This is a genomic window from Brucella sp. BE17 (assembly GCF_039545455.1).
GTDB lineage: Bacteria > Pseudomonadota > Alphaproteobacteria > Rhizobiales > Rhizobiaceae > Brucella.
The window spans coordinates 392,578-409,411 of the sequence record NZ_CP154468.1 but is presented as its reverse complement, the minus strand read 5'-3'; the positions used below and the strand labels follow the sequence as shown (position 1 = coordinate 409,411).

The window sequence follows — 16,834 nt, the reverse complement described above, 5'->3', positions numbered from 1 at the left end:
TCCAGAAATTAGAAAATCGGGGCGCGACCATATCCGCCGCGCCCGACGCATCAGCTATAGCGATAGGGTGCGCCCGCATCACGCATGGTTTGTTGGTATTTCTTGAGAATTTCCACGACCTTGGCGTTGCGTGGACTCTTTGCGGCGATCTCGTCCCAGAAGGTCAGCGCCATGTCTTCGACAGGCTTCCACTCGTCTTCGGGAATGGTCGTGAGTTCGAGCTTGCCGCCGGTCGTGCGGTAATGCGCCTCGCCCCACCAGTACCAGTGCTGACGATAATAATGAGAGGAATCCATCGCAAGGCGGAACAGTTCCTTGAGATGATCGGGAACTGCGTTCCACTTGTCGGAATTGGCAAAGAACGAGCCTGACCAGGCACCGGAAATATTGTTGGTGAGATAGTATTTCGTAACATTTGCCCAACCGACCGTATAGGTTTCGGTCGCACCGCACCACGCAATGCCGTCGAGTTCGCCCGTTTGAAGCGCGACCTCGATGTCTTCCCACGGAAGGGTGACGGGCACCACCCCGAGACGCGAGATGAACTGCCCACCAGTTGGAAAGGTAAAGACCCGCAGCCCCTTGAGATCGTCCACGGACCGTATCGGCTTGGTGGTGGCGAAATTGCAAGGATCCCATGCGCCGGCACTCAGCCATGTTACACCCGGCACCTCTCCGTAAGCCTCTTCCCATATTTCCTTCAGCCCGTACCAGTTCCAGAGAACCGGCACATCAAGGCTGTAGCGCGAGGCAAAGGGGAAATAGGCTCCGAACACAGACACATCGACTGGTGACGCCATGGAATCGTCATCGCTTTGTGCCGCATCAATGGTGCCGGTCTGAACCGCCCGGAACAGCTCGCCCTGCGGAACGAGCTGATCGGCGGTATACATTTCGATGACCATTTCGCCATTGGCAGCCTTGTTGAAAGCGTCGATGGCCGGTTTACACACATGCTCCGCCAGGGCGGGCCCTGCATAGGTTTGCAAGCGCCATTTGATTGGCGTCTGCGCCCGCACATATGGTGCGGCCAATGTCGTCGCTCCCACGGCGCCCACGCCGGTAAGGACCGATTTTCTTAGAAAATCACGTTTGCTGATCGATTTGTTCTCTGACATCAAAACTCTCCCAAAGACAGAATAACAATGTTAGCTCCCCAGCGAGCAGTCGGCATTTTCCCGTGTATGATGCGGTTCTGTGCGCCGCATTGATTTATAAGATATTCCGTTATTGCATTGTTCTTGTTGTTATTATCTCTATCGCTTACCCATGTAGACATCAGGCAGCCACATCGCGATATCCGGGAAGATCATGATGATGATCATGGTCAGAACCATCATAAAAAAGAAGGGTATGATGGAGCGATAGATATCGATGATGGTGATTTCTGGCGGTGCCATAGCGCGCATCAAAAACAGATTGTACCCGAACGGGGGAACGATATAGGCGATCTGGCAGGTAATGGTATAAAGAATGCCGAACCAGATCAGGTCGAACCCCAGCACCTTGACCAGCGGAATATAAAGCGGGGCGACGATGACGAGCATTGCAGTGTCATCGAGAAACATACCAAGGATGATGAAGGAAAACAGCATCATCCCCAAGATGCCCCATGGGCTCAGTTCCCATGTATGCAACAGCAGGTTTTCGATCGCCTTGATAGCACCAAGCCCATCGTAAACGGCACTGAAACACAGAGCACCCAGAATGATCCAAAGGAACATCGCTGAGACGGCAAGTGTCTTACGCGTCGTTGCCTCCAATACCGGCCATGTCAGCCTACCGGTAAACCACGCGGACAGAAGAGCGAGCAGCGCTCCCACCATGGAGGTTTCGACCAGACTGGTCGTCCCAGTCAGAAACAGGCTCATGATCGCGGCAAACAGACCGAACGGCAGAAGACCAGCGCGCAAAAGGACCAGTTTCTCGCGCAAGGTAATTTTCGCGCGTTCTTCAGCAGGCAGGGCAGGCCCGAGCGAAGGCTGGAAATAGCAGCGCAGATAAATATAGAGCGTGAAGATAATGGCCATCAGGATAAACGGGCCAATTCCCGCCAACCATAATTGCAGCACGGGCTGGCGCGCGATCATGGCATAAAGGATCAGGACGACACTGGGTGGCCCCATGATGCCCAGCGACGATCCCCCCTGAATGACACCGGTGATCATGACCTTGTCATAGCCGCGGCGCAGCAGTTCCGGGAGCGCCACAGTCGCGCCAATCGCCATACCCGCAACCGAAAGCCCGTTGACCATGGAAATAATGATCATCAGGCCCATGGTGCCCATTGCAAGGCCGCCTCTTATCGAACCAAACCAGACGTGGAACATGCGGTAAAGATTGTTTGCGATACCCGATTCAGACAGCATGTATCCCATGAAGACAAAGAATGGCACGGTGATCAGCGGATACCAGTTGAGGACCTGAAAAGCCGCATTGAATGGCATTTCCGCAGCGCCATTGCCCCAAAGACATAGTGCGGCAGCCGCACCCACGGCACCGATAACGCCGAAGACGCGCTGACCGGTTGCCATGAGAAGCAGCATCGAAGCAAACATGAAAATTGTAATGAGTTCCGAGCTCATGTCAGCGGCTTCCCCCGTGCTTCCGCGACATCCTTGAAGAACGTCGAAATGGTTTGCAGCAGCATCAGGAAAATCCCAAACGTCATGATCGCTTTGACCGGCCACAAGAGCGGTGCCCAGGCTGTATAGTTTTTCTGGCTATAGGTGATGGAATATTCCGTCGACGAAAATCCCGCCCGAAACAGAATGGCCAAATAGAAGATGACCGCGATAATCGTAATCGAATCCATGACGGCGCGACGCCGCGGCGACATCATGCCGTAAAACAGATCCATACGCACATGCGCATCCAGCTGCATGGAATAAGCGCCGCCCAGCAGATAATACGCCGACAACATGAACTGCGACATCTCCATGACCCAGTTCACCGGATAACCGAAAATAACGCGCATGACCGTCGAATAAAGCAATATTCCGCCCATGGGGAAAATGAGGAACATGGCGAAGCGACCCACATAATAGTTGATCGCATCGACGTATTTGACGAACAGTCTGATCGGCTTCATCATGCTACGCTCCCTGCCCCACGCCATATCCTTGCGTTTGAAGTTCAGGCTTGGTCTCGATCATCCTGAAGATCGGCACGAGACGCTCGGCCCACCGCGCCTGTTCCGGATCGGTCAGGATTTCGTCATTGCGAATTTCGATCATCACGCAGGGCATATGATACGGACGGGCATGCCGCTCCAGTGTGTAATAAACCCTGTCTGCTGGTGAATAGGGCTGGTTGACCCCAACATTGATATCGTCGTGCTCTGAAAGCGCTGCAATCAACGGTTTTGCAACGCGGTCGTCTTCATCGTGGATAATCCCGATCTGCCAAGGGCGAGAAACGCCGCGATAAACCGGGGTGAAAGAATGGATGGTGACAATCCACGACGGCAGGCCTCGTGCTGAGCGCGCCAATACAATATCCTCGATACGTGCGTGAAATGGCTCATGCGAAAGTTCGACCCGCGCCATGCGCTCGATGGCACTCAATCCGTGATTACCCGGGATTATCGTGGTTTCGCTAATTTCAGGAATAAGATCGGAGGCATCCAGCGGCCGGTTGCAATCAATCAGGAGACGCGACAGTCCCGCTTCGAGCAAAGGCGCGCCCAGCATCTTACTCAGTCGACGCGCTACCCCGGCAGCACCTGGATCCCATGCGATATGCGTCTGCAGTTCCGATGAACCAAGACCAAGACCAAGGAAAGCATCAGGCATGAAATTGGACGCATGTTCACAAACAAGCAGCCAAGGACTGTCGCCATCCTCGTTTGAAACAATAACAGGCGCGCACGAAGCCGTGCGATATTCTCGCTTCTCCGCCATTCTGTTGGTTCCCCGCGCTGTAACTTATGTTACGTTTTTTTCATAATGCGCTATTATGGATTATCTGATACGCTCCACATCGCTTTGTCAAACACAATTTGAACAAATTTGAGAAGCGACTGTTTTGACTGGAAATACTTCGCAAATGAACGCCACGATTGCAGAGTTGATCAATGAACGGATCGACAGTATGCCTGCGGGTGAACGCAGTGCTGCGCAGACATTGATCGCCAACTATCCTATTCTAGGTTTGAAAACGGTCGCGGAATTCTCCGCGCAAGTCGGCGTCAGTTCGCCGACGATACTGCGTTTCGTGAACCGTCTGGGTTTTCAGAGCTATCCGGACTTTCAGGCCCGCTTGCAGGAAGAGCTGGCAGCCCAGCTGCAATCTCCTCATCATCGCAATGAGCGAGCCGACAGGGGTCGGGATCAAGCCTATCCGGCAGTGGAGCATACTCTCGTTAACATCCGGGAAAGCTTCAGGCATTTGGGGCAAAAGCAGCTTAAACAAGCTGTTGCTGCACTCAGTCACGCCAAAGGCAATGTCTATCTGATCGGGGGGCGTTTTACCGACCCGATCGCCCAGTACATGGCGGCACACATAGCCATCATACGTCCCAACACCTTTCATCTGAATGGGCAAGAAAGCGTCTGGCGTGACCGTCTTCTGGATATGGGAAAGCGCGACGTCTTAGTGGTTTTCGATATTCGACGTTATCAGGATAGTCTGCTACAATTAGCGGAAAAAGCGCGAGGGCGTGGCGTCGACATCGTTCTCATCACCGATCAATGGCTTTCACCTATTGCCCGGGTGGCACGACATGTTCTGGCTGGCCGAACTGCGGTGCCATCTGCCTGGGATTCATCGGCGGCGCTGTTTGTCCTCGCCGAAACGATTATACGTGAGATGACGCTCTCACTTGAGAAAGACGCCGCTCTACGCATCGCTGAACTGGAAGCGCTGCGGCCTGAACCGGGCCGTTTCGCGTTATAACCGAAACCTCAAAGTAGGTGGATGATTATCCATGAAGACTGTTGCCATTGTCGGTGCCGGCCCCACTGGTATTTACACTTTTTTCTCGCTGATTAAAGCTAATGAGCCAATCTCGATTTCGATTTATGAACAGGCGAAACAAGCCGGCATTGGCATGCCCTATAATGATGACGAGAACAGCCGCATGATGCTGGCCAACATCGCCAGCATAGAGATACCGCCACTCACTGCAACCTATCTGGACTGGCTGCGCGACCAGAAAGAGCAACGTTTGGCCCGATACGGCGTCGACAAAACCACGCTCCACGAACGACAGTTCCTGCCACGGATTTTGCTGGGCGAATATTTCCGCGATCAGTTTCTGGCGCTTGTCGACATTGCCCGGAATAACGGGTTTGACATTGCGGTACATGAATCTTGTGAGGTCACCAACCTCGAAGCCACCGTTAAGGGCGTGAAGCTCTGGGCAGATGGCGAGCCTGTTTTAAAACTCTTCGATCTCGCGGTCATTGCAACGGGTCATGTCTGGCCCGAAGAAGATAAAGCGAGCCGCACCTATTTTCCCAGCCCGTGGTCGGGATTGATCGACACCAGGATACCGCCATCGAGGGTGGGCATTATGGGCACATCGCTCAGCGCGATTGATGCAGCCATGGCAGTCGTTGCACAACATGGCTCATTCATCGAAGAAGATGACGAGACGCTGCGCTTCGATCTTGCGCCACAAAACGACGGACTGACGATCACATTGATGTCACGCTCAGGCATTCTACCGGAGGCAGATTTTTATTGCCCGATCCCATATCAGCCATTGAAGATTGCGACAGAACAGGCAATCGAGCAGGAGGTCCAGGCAGGCTCATCGGGATTGCTTGACAGGATATTTGCTCTGATCGCTGGTGAAATCGGCGAAGCCGATCCAGCCTGGAGCAAGCGCATATCGCTCTCAACACTCAATGCCGACAGCTTCGCCACCGCCTATTTTTCTGACCGGCAGAAGCATGATGCATTCCACTGGGCGCAGTACAATCTAAAAGAAGTTGAGCGTAACAAGCGCGACAAGCACACCATTCCCTGGCGCTATGCAATCCTTCGCCTGCATGAGGCGATCCATGAAATTGTCCCTCATCTCAACGAACAGGATCGCGAACGGTTCAATGGCGGCTTGTGCAAGGTGTTCGTGGACAACTACGCCGCCATTCCTTCGCAATCAATTCGCAGACTGTTGGCGCTGCGCAAAGCCGGCCTGATAGACTTGCTGGAATTGGGTTGCGACTATGAAATGGACATCAAGTATAACCACACTGACATCACCATGGGCGGTGACAAATGGACTTTTGACGTCTTCATCGATGCGCGCGGTCAGAAGCCGCTTAAGACCAAGGATCTGCCGTTCCCCACCTTGCGGCAACAACTCCTGTCCTGCGGCGATGATATTCCCGATGTCGGAGATGACTATACTTTACAGGCGCCTGAAGTGGCGCGTGGCAAGATTGCGTTCGGCGCACTGCCCTATCTCATGCATGATCGTCCCTTCGTGCAGGGGATCACGGCCAGTGCTGACATCGGAGCGGCTATAGCCAAAGCGACCAAAGGTTCGGCACACCAAATGCGCAGACGACTGCCTTTTATCGATCTTTTCTGACCTTCGATATGTTTAGGGTCAGGCAGATACGCCCATCCGGGCCGCTTTGCTCATATCCGAGATCAATTCATACCTTGCTCGTTCGCTCGCGACGCTGTCAGTTAACCGCAAGATATAGGAGGGATGCCAGGAAACCAGCACCGGCCCACCATGCACACCTGTTTCCACCTGACCGCGCCGTGAAGTCATTGGAGCAGCGTTATTGGTTAGAGCGAAGGCCGCAGAAGCTCCTAACGCCACTACCATGCGCGGGCGAATAAAAGCCAGCTCTAACCCAAGCCACCAGCGGCACTGTATAATTTCGTCCCGATCAGGATTTTGGTGCAGGCGGCGTTTACCGCGCGGCGTGAACTTGAAATGCTTGACTGCATTTGTCATCCAGACCCGTTTGGCTTCGACTTCTGCCGTAACCATGGCGTCGCGCAAAAGACGTCCTGCGGGACCAACGAAGGGGCGGCCTTCCAAATCCTCGCGATCACCCGGCTGCTCTCCTACAAACATGAGATCAGCGTTTTGCGAACCTTCCCCCCAAACCGTTTGGGTCGCAGCTTGGCAAAGCCCGCATCGGCGGCAATGCACAGCAGCTGCTTGCGCCTCAGCCAGCGTCTGGGAATGTTCGGGTATCTGCGGCATGGTCGCCCTGTAACGCGTCGAAATTGCCGCTGAACCCGATCTGGGTAACGTCTCTTGGGCCGCGCGCATTCGCTCCACCCGCGCCTCGGCATCGCGGAGCATGTCCGGGATCAAGCGTGTCTCGGGCAGGTTTTTCCAGTATTTCTTGGGCATTTCCGAACGCATTGCATTCAACTTTACCCGTGCCGGATTGAATATGTTGGTAAAATAAGTAGCCCAAAGCGTCTCTGTGGCATCGCTCGGCACATCCGGACGAGCACTACCGGGGTGAAAGCTAAGTCTGCCATCTTCAAAACGAGCGGTAAGCCGTGGCGTGGCAATCGCCCAATCCATATCGGTAAAACGCTTTGCGAAAAAAGAGCTGGCGGGTTCGACAATGTTGTGTTCCGGCTCAAACCAGGCTGCGAAACGCCGACGTCGTCCGCTCTCTGGCAATTCGCGAAAGCGTACGAAAGCATGCATCTTATGAATATCACGACCAACCGATTTTGCCATCAGATGCAACCGACGCCCAAGGGGATCGGCCTGGCTCAAAGGCTCCCCTACGCTTCTATCAAGCCGCCACAATGCCTGATAAAGCAGTGCAAATCGTTCCGGCTTTGAATGCCAGATGACCGAGCGCGCAAGTTGCAGAAACGCCTTCGGCACACGGATCTGATGCTCGCCAGGTGTGGTAGGTAAAGCCGCCCTCTCGAACAATCCATCCCCTGCTCTCCAATCTATATCGGCAGGCTCAATACCATGCGATATGGCAATCCGCGCCATTGCCCGCCAGGCATCAAAGGTATCGCGCTCTGGTAGATCGACGGCATAGATCATAACAGCCGCAATTGTTCGGAAGGAGGCGCAAACCGAGCGCGCAAATCGGCATTATCGATGAGTCGTCCCGGCGACCAGCCCTGCACGACGATAAAGGGACGCGCTTTGTTCACGTTGCCTCCCATTCGCACCAAATCTTCGTATCGCAAGCTGTGGTTGCGACGGGCAACAATGATACGATGCACTGTGCGTGTACCGAAACCGGGAACGCGCAGCAGCAGTTCCCGGCTTGCACGATTCACATCCAGAGGAAAAAGCCCGCGATGCTGCAAGGCCCAGGCGAGTTTCGGGTCCAGTTCCAGATCGAGATGCCCGGTCTTCGTACCGGTGGCTATCTCCTCTGCGGTGAAACCATAAAAACGCAGAAGCCAATCTGCCTGATATAGGCGATGTTCACGCAGAAGCGGCGGTCGAATGAGAGGCAAAGCTGAAGAGGCGTCTGGGATCGGGGAGAAAGCAGAATAATAAACCCGACGAAGCTTGTAACCCGTATAAAGCCGTGTCGACATTTCAAGGATAGTCACGTCGTTTGCGCCATCCGCGCCGATAATCATCTGCGTGCTTTGCCCAGCAGGCGCGAACCGACGCGGATTACGACCGGTATGGCTTTTATCCTTTGCCGCCTCGCCCTCCAGACGCACCTGCGCCATCGCGCCGCGGATTGTCTCGGGCCGCTTCTCCGGGGCAAATTTACGAACGCTCGCATCCTCCGGCAACTCGACATTGATCGATAGTCGGTCAGCCCACAGCCCCGCCTCGCGGATCAGGTCAGGACTGGCATCAGGAATGGTCTTCAAATGAATATAGCCGCGAAAGCCGTGGTCTTGCCGCAATGTCCGTGCGATACGCACCATGTCGCCCATGGTCTGGTCGGGTGAGCGAATAATCCCCGAAGACAGAAACAGTCCTTCGATATAGTTGCGTCGATAGAACTCGAGCGTAAGCGATACGACCTCCTCAACCGAAAAGCGCGCCCGTTCCACATTCGAGCTGACCCGATTGATACAATAAGCGCAATCGAAGATGCAGAAATTGGTCATAAGAATTTTCAGCAGACTGATGCAGCGCCCATCCGGGGTATAGGCATGGCAAATGCCCGTCCCTCCCGACGATCCAACTCCGCCCTTGCGGGCGTCACGCTTCTCGCCTCCACTGGAGGCGCAGGAAGCATCGTATTTTGCCGCATCCGAGAGGATGGCCAATTTGTCTTGAAGGCTCTTTTTCACCATAGGCGGCAGCGTACATGTTCATGGTTTGTTCGTCAACAAGCCCGTTTCTTGGTAAAGCGCATGCAACATCCCTTCGGCTTTCCGTTAGAGTGCGTTTCGATCTGATTGAATCAGATCCGCGCTCCAACGTCTTTTATTGTAAGCATAATCTTATCGATCCTCGTTTCACTCCGGTCGGATTATGCTCTAATCAACAAATGCCGATACAAAAATGTGAGCGCTTAGAAGGCATGTCTACACCATGCAATTGAACTTACGCGGATGCAAATTCCAAGGCAGGCAACGGGCTTTTTACTCTGAAAGCAGGTGATGGGCCGATGTGTTTTCGGGCACACGACCCGTGAAAATAAAACAGGCGACATCACCCTATTGTTGCAAAGTTTCCCGCATATGCTCGCATCATCATTGGCATTCTTAGTGATGGTAAGCAGAAGGGAGACGGGCCGAAATGGCAGCGAGACGATTATTTTACATCTAAGAATAAATTAACTTCATCGCTATTTACGCCGCAATTACGAACAACGTCTTTTATTACTTTCACCAAGCGCTCGTCATGCTCAGGGGAGATTTGATATCGCTCAGGCCAATCGGAAGGGTTCAAGCTATGAACAGATGAAAGCATTATATCTTCATCCTGCAACGCCTGATAAACGGCCAGAATAAACCCTACCCCGTCCCAAAGACCATCCTTGAAGATGAGTTGACCATCAGTATACGTTTCCTCAAGCATACTTTTTGGCAAAATGTGTGAAGCAAAGGGATTTCTGCAACTTTTGATAAGCGCGCTCCAGAACAAATTAGCAGTATTTCTCGTCGGGGCCTCGATCAAATCCGATTTCAGCTCGCGCGATGAACTTGGGAGCGAATAGTGCGGCAATTTATTTTCATAGAGACCGCCTCTTCGGAGGGCGTATTCGGCCCACTTAGCCGTGGGCTCATTGATCCATGAACGCTTGAATTGCGTAAGCCCATATTGAAACAGATGAAACATCTCGTGGCCGACAACGAACCAGTGCTTCGTGAAGACAGGTTGTACGCGTTTGTCCACAGGTCCGCGCAAGCCGGTTTCAAGTTGGTTAGAGATGTCAATTCTAAGCGTACAAGCCAATCCGCGCTCTGGTGCATCCGGATAGACAAGCGCAGCGTCATACGCAAGCCCATTATACTTCATCTTCAAAATGTTGATGTCGATGAACTCAACACCTTGATATCTTGGCGCATCAAGAGGATCGGGAAAGCCAGCCGCAATATAAGCGCGTCGCGCGGCATCGGCCTGAATTGCAATATTCTCAATCAAATCCGGTATGCCACTATGATTAAGGTCGACAGCAGATTGCTTGGGCAGACGATGATCAGCGCCGGATCGCGGTGGTAGTTCGGTCCAGAAAACACGGATGCCTTTGTAAACATGGACTCTCTCAAGCCTGTTCAATGCACGGCTTTTCTGCTCGATACAGGATGCGGCCTGTGTAGATGAAGTTGCAAAAGCAACAGCCCAAAGCCCCCATAAACATAAGAAAAGACAACGCATCAAAACTTGTGAACCTACTCTTTCCAGCCATCGCCGCATATGGTTCAATCATAACCCTCTTGTTGAGTGTTACGCGCTTGCCATATTTAAAGATTTTTTATCTTGGACGCCCTTGCTCCATTTCGAAAAAAACGGATATTCGACCTCACTTTTCTCGGCCACCGTTTCCTTCTTATCTCACATCCGCCACGTCCACCCGACGCGTCGCGTTCACCGGCGACCGGTCTGCACCCTTGAAAGGCTCAACTCTGCTCGCACCCTCAAGCACGAGCATATCCATATCGATCAGCGATTTCCTGATTGTAATCTCATCTGTCCCTTTTGCCAAAAGAGCTGCAGCTTTTCGACCATGAGCACCAAGATTATGGTGCCTGGGCGCTTCTGCATGAGCGAAAATATGCCTGGGTGCCAATCCCTCCATTTGGAGTTTTTTCAAATATCGTATCTGGGATTGAAGGGAAATTACGCTGTCGCGGGGATCTGAAATGATGAAAATCTGCGGTTTTGGATTGCGGGAAATCCGTTCCACTTCGAGCGACGGATCATAAAGAGATGCGACGGGATAAACGGCTCCGCCAGGGACAGGCCTTGTGCGCCGCCAGCGCCGAACTGTGTCATGAACGCTCAAAAGCGCCGCGGTCATGACGGCGGCAATTATATCGTTACGCCGGTTTAATAAGGCCGCGGCGATCTGACCACCGCCGGATTGACCCACAACGATAAAATTTTCAATCTGGTGACGCTGCTTGATGCGATCGAGAGCAACGTTCATCAGATCGATTTCGTAGGGCTGTCGGCGTTTCTCATGATCGCCCGATGAACCAAAAATCCCCGGCCGCCCCATATAGATCGCCGGAACACCGGCGTCAAAGGCCCACGTGTTCATAAGCTCGAGCAACTGGTTCGGGGTCTTCTGCGCATAGGATTTTCCGACCAGGCGTACACCTCTTGCAGTACGCAGGATCACATCTCCAGGAATATACAGGAGCGCCGTTGGATTGGCTCCATCGCTTAAACCTGCAGGATAATAACGCAGACACTCCGCGGCTTCGTCAGTCTCCGCCCAAACAGCGTATGGAACCTCTACACTTTGTGATGGAGAACCATATGAACCGTGCAGGGCATCATGCGGATCAAAAGGATCATCTCCAAGCGGCACTGCCATCAGTTTAGGCGACGCCTTGCCATAAGCAGGGCGGCGACCCTGCTTCAATATTTTCTTATCCCCTATGCCTAGACGGGCAAGAATATCGATGAAATGCCAGCGTATTTTTTTCTTGATAACTCGAATGATACGCATCAGTCGAACAGGCTTTCGAGAAGAGCGCCAGCAACATCACGCCCGATCCCAGCGGAAGGAGAATGATGCAAGCTGAAATCCGGATTCACTTTGGTACCACTGACAACCCATCTCTGTTGTTCAGGCGCACTTGCTATATCTTCAGCGACAATATCGATACCGGCATGGAAAGGATTAAAAATTGCCTTCCGGGCACGAACGGCGATATCGGCCCATGCAGGATGCACGAGTTCAGTCACATCGCTCGATTGCGTCTCTCCCACATGCGATGCTTGCGCGTTCCAAGCCACGTCATCGCCCGAACTGCTCTGGGCAGAACGATTTGCAACCGCAACCAGACGGTTTTCTATCACAAAAAGCCTGAATATTTTGCCCGAATAAAGCCGCTCTACGGTCACGCCTTGCGCGCCTTCGGCAATAGCCGCATTCCATGCAATTTCAAACTCAGATCGGGCGCGAATAATGTGACGAGTCGCGGAGTTGCCGGGGTTCTGGGTTGGGCGCACCAACACAGGCGCCCCAGTTTCACGCGCAAAGTGCCAGCCCTGCTCGATGCCATGCGTCGCAAATGACTTATGCTCGGGAACCGGCAGACTCGCTTGTTGCATAAGACGGCTGTTCCATGCAGCGTCCCTGCTCGCACGCCGGGCAGCCGTGGGCGTTCTATCAGACATGCCCAGCCAAAATAGACATCGCTTTTCACCTCGCGATACAACTGTCATATCGCTGGATAGCGTTCGCACATCAAAACCGCCCCGCTTGGCAGCGTCGCGTAACACATGCGTTTGCGTGCGTGGATGATCGGCATGGCTCCCGCCGTTGACACTTTCCTCAAGCAGGCGTGCAGGTTTTATGACAGATTCTGCCGGTAAACTGTCTTCGCGGCGCTCTTTTCGTTTCTCGACATAATCAAGCAGCCTGACAGCGATCTGCGATGCAGGCGGGCCGTAAGCTGCAAAGCAGGGCGTCCCTATGGCCGGATCGCTGTTCACTTCGATGATTGTTGCATTGTCTTCAAATGCATCAGCTCCAAAACCCTTGGCAATCACGTCGAGTCCCAATTGAGTCGCACCCGGCAAAGCATCAAATGCTCTTCGTGCAAGATCAAGGAAAGAAGGATGCAAGACATCCACCAGACTGACGGCCTCACCGCCAAGCCCGACATTGGAAACGGTAGAAAGGCGTATAAACTGACCATCTCTCGGAACAAAATCGAGCCCTAACTCCAGCTCATTTTCGAGATAGTCAAATTGGCGGATGGGATAAAGGCGCATCAACGGATTGGCTTTACGCCGCTCGTTCTTTAGTTCCACCAGTTTTGCAACGGAATGAACACCATCGCCGACGGCGTAAGCAGGCATGCGGCAAACCGCGGCAACGGTCTCGCCGCCAAGAACGATCAGCCGTAGCTCATCGCCCTTGAAGAAGTCTTCGACCAAAACCCTTCTTTTGCCACGTGCCGCCCTCTCCCAGGCTTTTTGAAATTGTTCTTCTGTGCTGACATTCGTTGTAACCCCAATGCCACCATATCCACGGATGGGCTTGACCACCTGTGGCCGATCCCTTTGCAGCAGATATTTCAATGCGGCATCATAATTGCTGAAAGTGCTTCCCAGCGGGGTCGGCAAGCCTGCCTCACGCAAAATCACCTTGGTGAGCTTTTTGCTCGATGCCACTTCGCGTGATACGCAGGATAAGTTCGGCGAGTTGGGAGAGAATACCGCCACAACGCCTTCATCGCCGAGAATTTCCAGATGTGTACTGTTGACGATCCTGCTCTTGTAGCCGCGGCGGCGAGCCTCTTTTCTGATCAATGCGTAAGCGGGGTTGCCTATTCCCCGCCTGAGGAATGGTGATCGCGAGAAATCATTTTCACCGCCTGCCATGACCTTTCGCAAGAGTGCCTGATTTGCAGCGGTCTCAGCTTCCACGGCAACCGGCACTTGCGTTTTCGCAACACCCCGAACCCTTGGCAATGGCAGTTCCGGCTCAAACGCACTCAGGTAGCTAACAGAATTGATCGGCAGCCCCTCACCATCCTTGCGCAATGACCGCGATATCGTCTTAGTGTAAGCTGCCTTGTGATTGGTCGCACTTTCAAGACACCCCTTGATACCGGGATAAGAATTGACCTCGAACAAATAGGCTCGGCCCTCAACAATGCCGAAATCACAGCCAAGAGCATCTATGATGAAGGGGTAATGGCTTTGCAGGCATTCGGCGATCTGCCGCGCAGCGCGCTCCAACTGCTCAACAAGATGCCTTGCTTTTTCTTCGCCGTAAATTGCACCAAGAAAAGGAATTGCATCATGGCTGCTTCCGCCCGTCGCCAGATTAGACGTAATATCGCCGGAACCAAGCCTGGAATAGATACGCGCCGTTCGCCATCGGCCTCCATCTGCGCGAAAAACCGGAACGCGTATATCGAAGGCACGTCCCGCGCCATCCACCGATGCTATATATTTCTGTAACATCCATCGCGCATTTGCGCGCTCTGTTACAAAGGATTGAAACGCATCGGAATCCAAAGTCGTGACGGATTGGTTTGTTCGTATTGAAACGGTGCCGCTCTCGCCCTTTTGCAGAAGATACACGCCGCGTCCGCGGTTGGATCGGTAAGGTTTGATGATGACTGTTCCATCCGTGTTCAGGGCCTGCTCGATATTTTCCATATCAAGGGCCTGGGAAGGGATAAGCCATTGACTTGTCAGCGGATCAGTTTGCAGAAGCCCCAATGTTTTCTGCTTGCCACCAAGTTTTTGACAGCACAGAAAACTTGTATCCGTCAGCCGATTGAAGAGTTTAACTTCAGCAGCCTTTCGCGGTGGGGCATTGTCTATGATGGCAGGAATATCGAATTCAGCTTTTTCCCACCGTCCTTTTATAAAAGCAAATCCGTTAATCTTGCCGTCCGTGATATGCGCAGTTTTATAGGACATATAAAACACCCGCAGTCCCTGCCGCGCGGATTTCTCAGCCAACATCCTTATTTCTGGAAACCCTTGCGGACTTTCAGGATACATCAGAAAGCCAAGGCTTTCCGGATCGATTGCTCTGGCCGACTTCAATTCCTGCTGCGCGCCTTCATAAGCCCATTCCGGCGTCCCTCCGCGTAGAAGGAATTTGCGATAAGCAATGAAACCGGACAGATAGTGTTCGACATCGTCGATGCGGACCCTGAATGCGTGATGACGAATGAAGAACGACCCGACAATCCTGTCAGGATTACGATAATACATCGCGATTTCAGGCCAGAAATGGCCATTAAGAAGATAATGCGCGCGAACGTTTAATGCCCGATAGAACTTGCCGAGATCGATCTCGTCGAGAAGATGGTGATAGTCAGGCTGCTCGCGAATGCGCGTTATCATCGCCTCGGCCGCCATCATCAGTTCCAGCAAGGTTGGAAATGTAGTGATACGTTCAAGGACGAAATCGAGATAGGTTGCGAAATTCCGTATGCCGAAGCTGTAATAGCGCGGGTCAGGTCGGTAGCGTGTCAGTTCATTGACACAATAACTCAACCAGTGGTCATGATGCTGCCAATGATCATTGGCGATAAAATGCTCGAATGCCTTTTCTACTGCCGCGATCAGAACCGGGTTCCGCGTAATCTCATAAAGCCGCATCAAACCGAAGGCGGCTTCACCCTCGTAATAGATCGTCCGAAACCGCTCCTTGACCGTGAGGTCGGGGTAATTGATCACATGGCTGAATGAGCCATCCGCCTCATCCTGCATGAACAGGATGCCAGTCGCCAGTTTTTCCGCAAGCGAAATGTATTCTTGCGAGCCCGTCACGGCGCTGTGTTTGGTGAGTGCCAGTATAGCGACCGCATTTGCTCCCAGCTTGATTTCATCACCGATATCGACAAGAAATGCGGCTTGCTGCCCGGACGGCAAGCTGACTTCGCGAATGAGCGTACCCGTGAGATAATCCAGAGAACGGGTTATCGCTGCCATGAGGTCATCGTCGCGCGTCACGTCCCAGGCCTCGATCATCGAATAGGTCGTGCTGGCATGTCGCAAGGTATTATAGGTATTAATCCGCCGGTCAAAACACGGGTGATACCCATAAACGAAAGAGCCATCGGCATTGACTTGCCGCGCGAGATAGTCGGACGAATCCCCGATCAGAGAGAGGACTGCATCTGGATCGAGGCTTTTTATATGCCTGCGCCCGGCATCGAGACCAGAGCCATTCAGTTCAAACAGCGTCCCCTCTTCATCACAGAAAACACCTTGTGTTGAAAGAACAAAAACTTTGTTCTCGTTCTCGAATGATAGAGTTGTCAGCTCAGGATACTTCTTGCGCGCGTAAATCGAGAAGTTGTTCTCATTGAGCGCAGCATGAGCAATCGAGTTACCACCGTAAAGCATGGCGTTGGCATTGAGTTCCTGCTCGCTAAAGGCAAACTGCAGCCTTTCATCCAGCGCGATGCCAAACCGGAAATAGTTGCGCTTGATCCGAGAAAATGCGGTGCGCAAAGCCTGCCATGTGGCTGGCTCGACCTTCTCGACCCAGTCAATACGAAGCCAGCGCCCATAAAGATGATTTGCCGCCATCATTTCTGTAACGGCGCTAACGCCTTTTTCCCACGCATCATCGAAAGAATGACCATGAACATTCGCTACGCTCGCTCGGCTACCGCCATCGGACACGGAAAAGAACAGCGTAACGCCTGATACCGAAAGGCGGGATTGTTGTAATCTGGAATGCACAAGTGTCTTGATGCGGGACAGTTTTTCATCGATCTTGCTGCATGTTTTCAACATTCAATT

The 16,834-nt window shown here is 52.9% G+C and carries 11 protein-coding genes; 2 read left to right on the top strand and 9 right to left on the bottom strand.

Annotated features, from left to right (window positions below; genetic code table 11):
* Positions 1-50 precede the first annotated feature (50 nt).
* The 4 genes from AAIB41_RS13275 to AAIB41_RS13260 form a co-directional block, all read right to left on the bottom strand.
* Positions 51-1,118 carry a TRAP transporter substrate-binding protein gene (locus AAIB41_RS13275; protein ID WP_343315761.1) on the bottom strand — a complete coding sequence of 356 codons (1,068 nt, stop codon included), beginning with the start codon at positions 1,116-1,118 and terminating at the stop codon, positions 51-53.
* Positions 1,119-1,256: 138 nt separating this feature from the next.
* Positions 1,257-2,585 carry a TRAP transporter large permease subunit gene (locus AAIB41_RS13270; protein WP_343315760.1) on the bottom strand — a complete coding sequence of 443 codons (1,329 nt, stop codon included), beginning with the start codon at positions 2,583-2,585 and terminating at the stop codon, positions 1,257-1,259.
* Positions 2,582-3,094 carry a TRAP transporter small permease subunit gene (locus AAIB41_RS13265; protein WP_343315759.1) on the bottom strand — a complete coding sequence of 171 codons (513 nt, stop codon included), beginning with the start codon at positions 3,092-3,094 and terminating at the stop codon, positions 2,582-2,584. Before AAIB41_RS13265 ends, AAIB41_RS13270 begins: the two co-directional genes overlap by 4 nt.
* 1 nt (position 3,095) lies before the next feature.
* On the bottom strand, positions 3,096-3,902 hold the full coding sequence (locus AAIB41_RS13260) for an N-formylglutamate amidohydrolase (protein WP_343315758.1): 807 nt from the start codon (positions 3,900-3,902) through the stop codon (positions 3,096-3,098).
* 145 nt (positions 3,903-4,047) lie between these two features.
* Here AAIB41_RS13260 and AAIB41_RS13255 point away from each other — a divergent pair, with 145 nt between their 5' ends.
* Both AAIB41_RS13255 and AAIB41_RS13250 read left to right on the top strand, forming a co-directional pair.
* Positions 4,048-4,896 (top strand): MurR/RpiR family transcriptional regulator, encoded by an 849-nt coding sequence (locus AAIB41_RS13255; RefSeq protein WP_343315757.1) that lies wholly within the window; start codon positions 4,048-4,050, stop codon positions 4,894-4,896.
* 31 nt (positions 4,897-4,927) lie between these two features.
* Complete coding sequence (locus AAIB41_RS13250; protein ID WP_343315756.1) at positions 4,928-6,541, top strand: FAD-NAD(P)-binding protein; 1,614 nt, start codon at positions 4,928-4,930, stop codon at positions 6,539-6,541.
* An 18-nt stretch (positions 6,542-6,559) separates the two neighbouring features.
* On the opposite strand, the gene AAIB41_RS13245 is transcribed toward AAIB41_RS13250, so the two are convergent.
* The 5 genes from AAIB41_RS13245 to AAIB41_RS13225 all read right to left on the bottom strand — a co-directional run bounded on the left by AAIB41_RS13245 (position 6,560) and on the right by AAIB41_RS13225 (position 16,828).
* Positions 6,560-7,993, bottom strand: a complete 1,434-nt coding sequence (locus AAIB41_RS13245) for a UdgX family uracil-DNA binding protein (protein WP_343315755.1) — start codon at positions 7,991-7,993, stop codon at positions 6,560-6,562.
* Positions 7,990-9,219 carry a putative DNA modification/repair radical SAM protein gene (locus AAIB41_RS13240; RefSeq protein WP_343316066.1) on the bottom strand — a complete coding sequence of 410 codons (1,230 nt, stop codon included), beginning with the start codon at positions 9,217-9,219 and terminating at the stop codon, positions 7,990-7,992. Before AAIB41_RS13240 ends, AAIB41_RS13245 begins: the two co-directional genes overlap by 4 nt.
* A gap of 466 nt (positions 9,220-9,685) precedes the next feature.
* Positions 9,686-10,792, bottom strand: coding sequence for a hypothetical protein (locus tag AAIB41_RS13235; RefSeq protein ID WP_343315754.1), 1,107 nt, complete (start codon positions 10,790-10,792; stop codon positions 9,686-9,688).
* A gap of 133 nt (positions 10,793-10,925) precedes the next feature.
* Positions 10,926-12,053 carry an alpha/beta fold hydrolase gene (locus AAIB41_RS13230; RefSeq protein ID WP_343315753.1) on the bottom strand — a complete coding sequence of 376 codons (1,128 nt, stop codon included), beginning with the start codon at positions 12,051-12,053 and terminating at the stop codon, positions 10,926-10,928.
* Positions 12,053-16,828, bottom strand: a complete 4,776-nt coding sequence (locus tag AAIB41_RS13225; RefSeq protein WP_343315752.1) for a YheC/YheD family protein — start codon at positions 16,826-16,828, stop codon at positions 12,053-12,055. Before AAIB41_RS13225 ends, AAIB41_RS13230 begins: the two co-directional genes overlap by 1 nt.
* Positions 16,829-16,834: the final 6 nt, after the last annotated feature.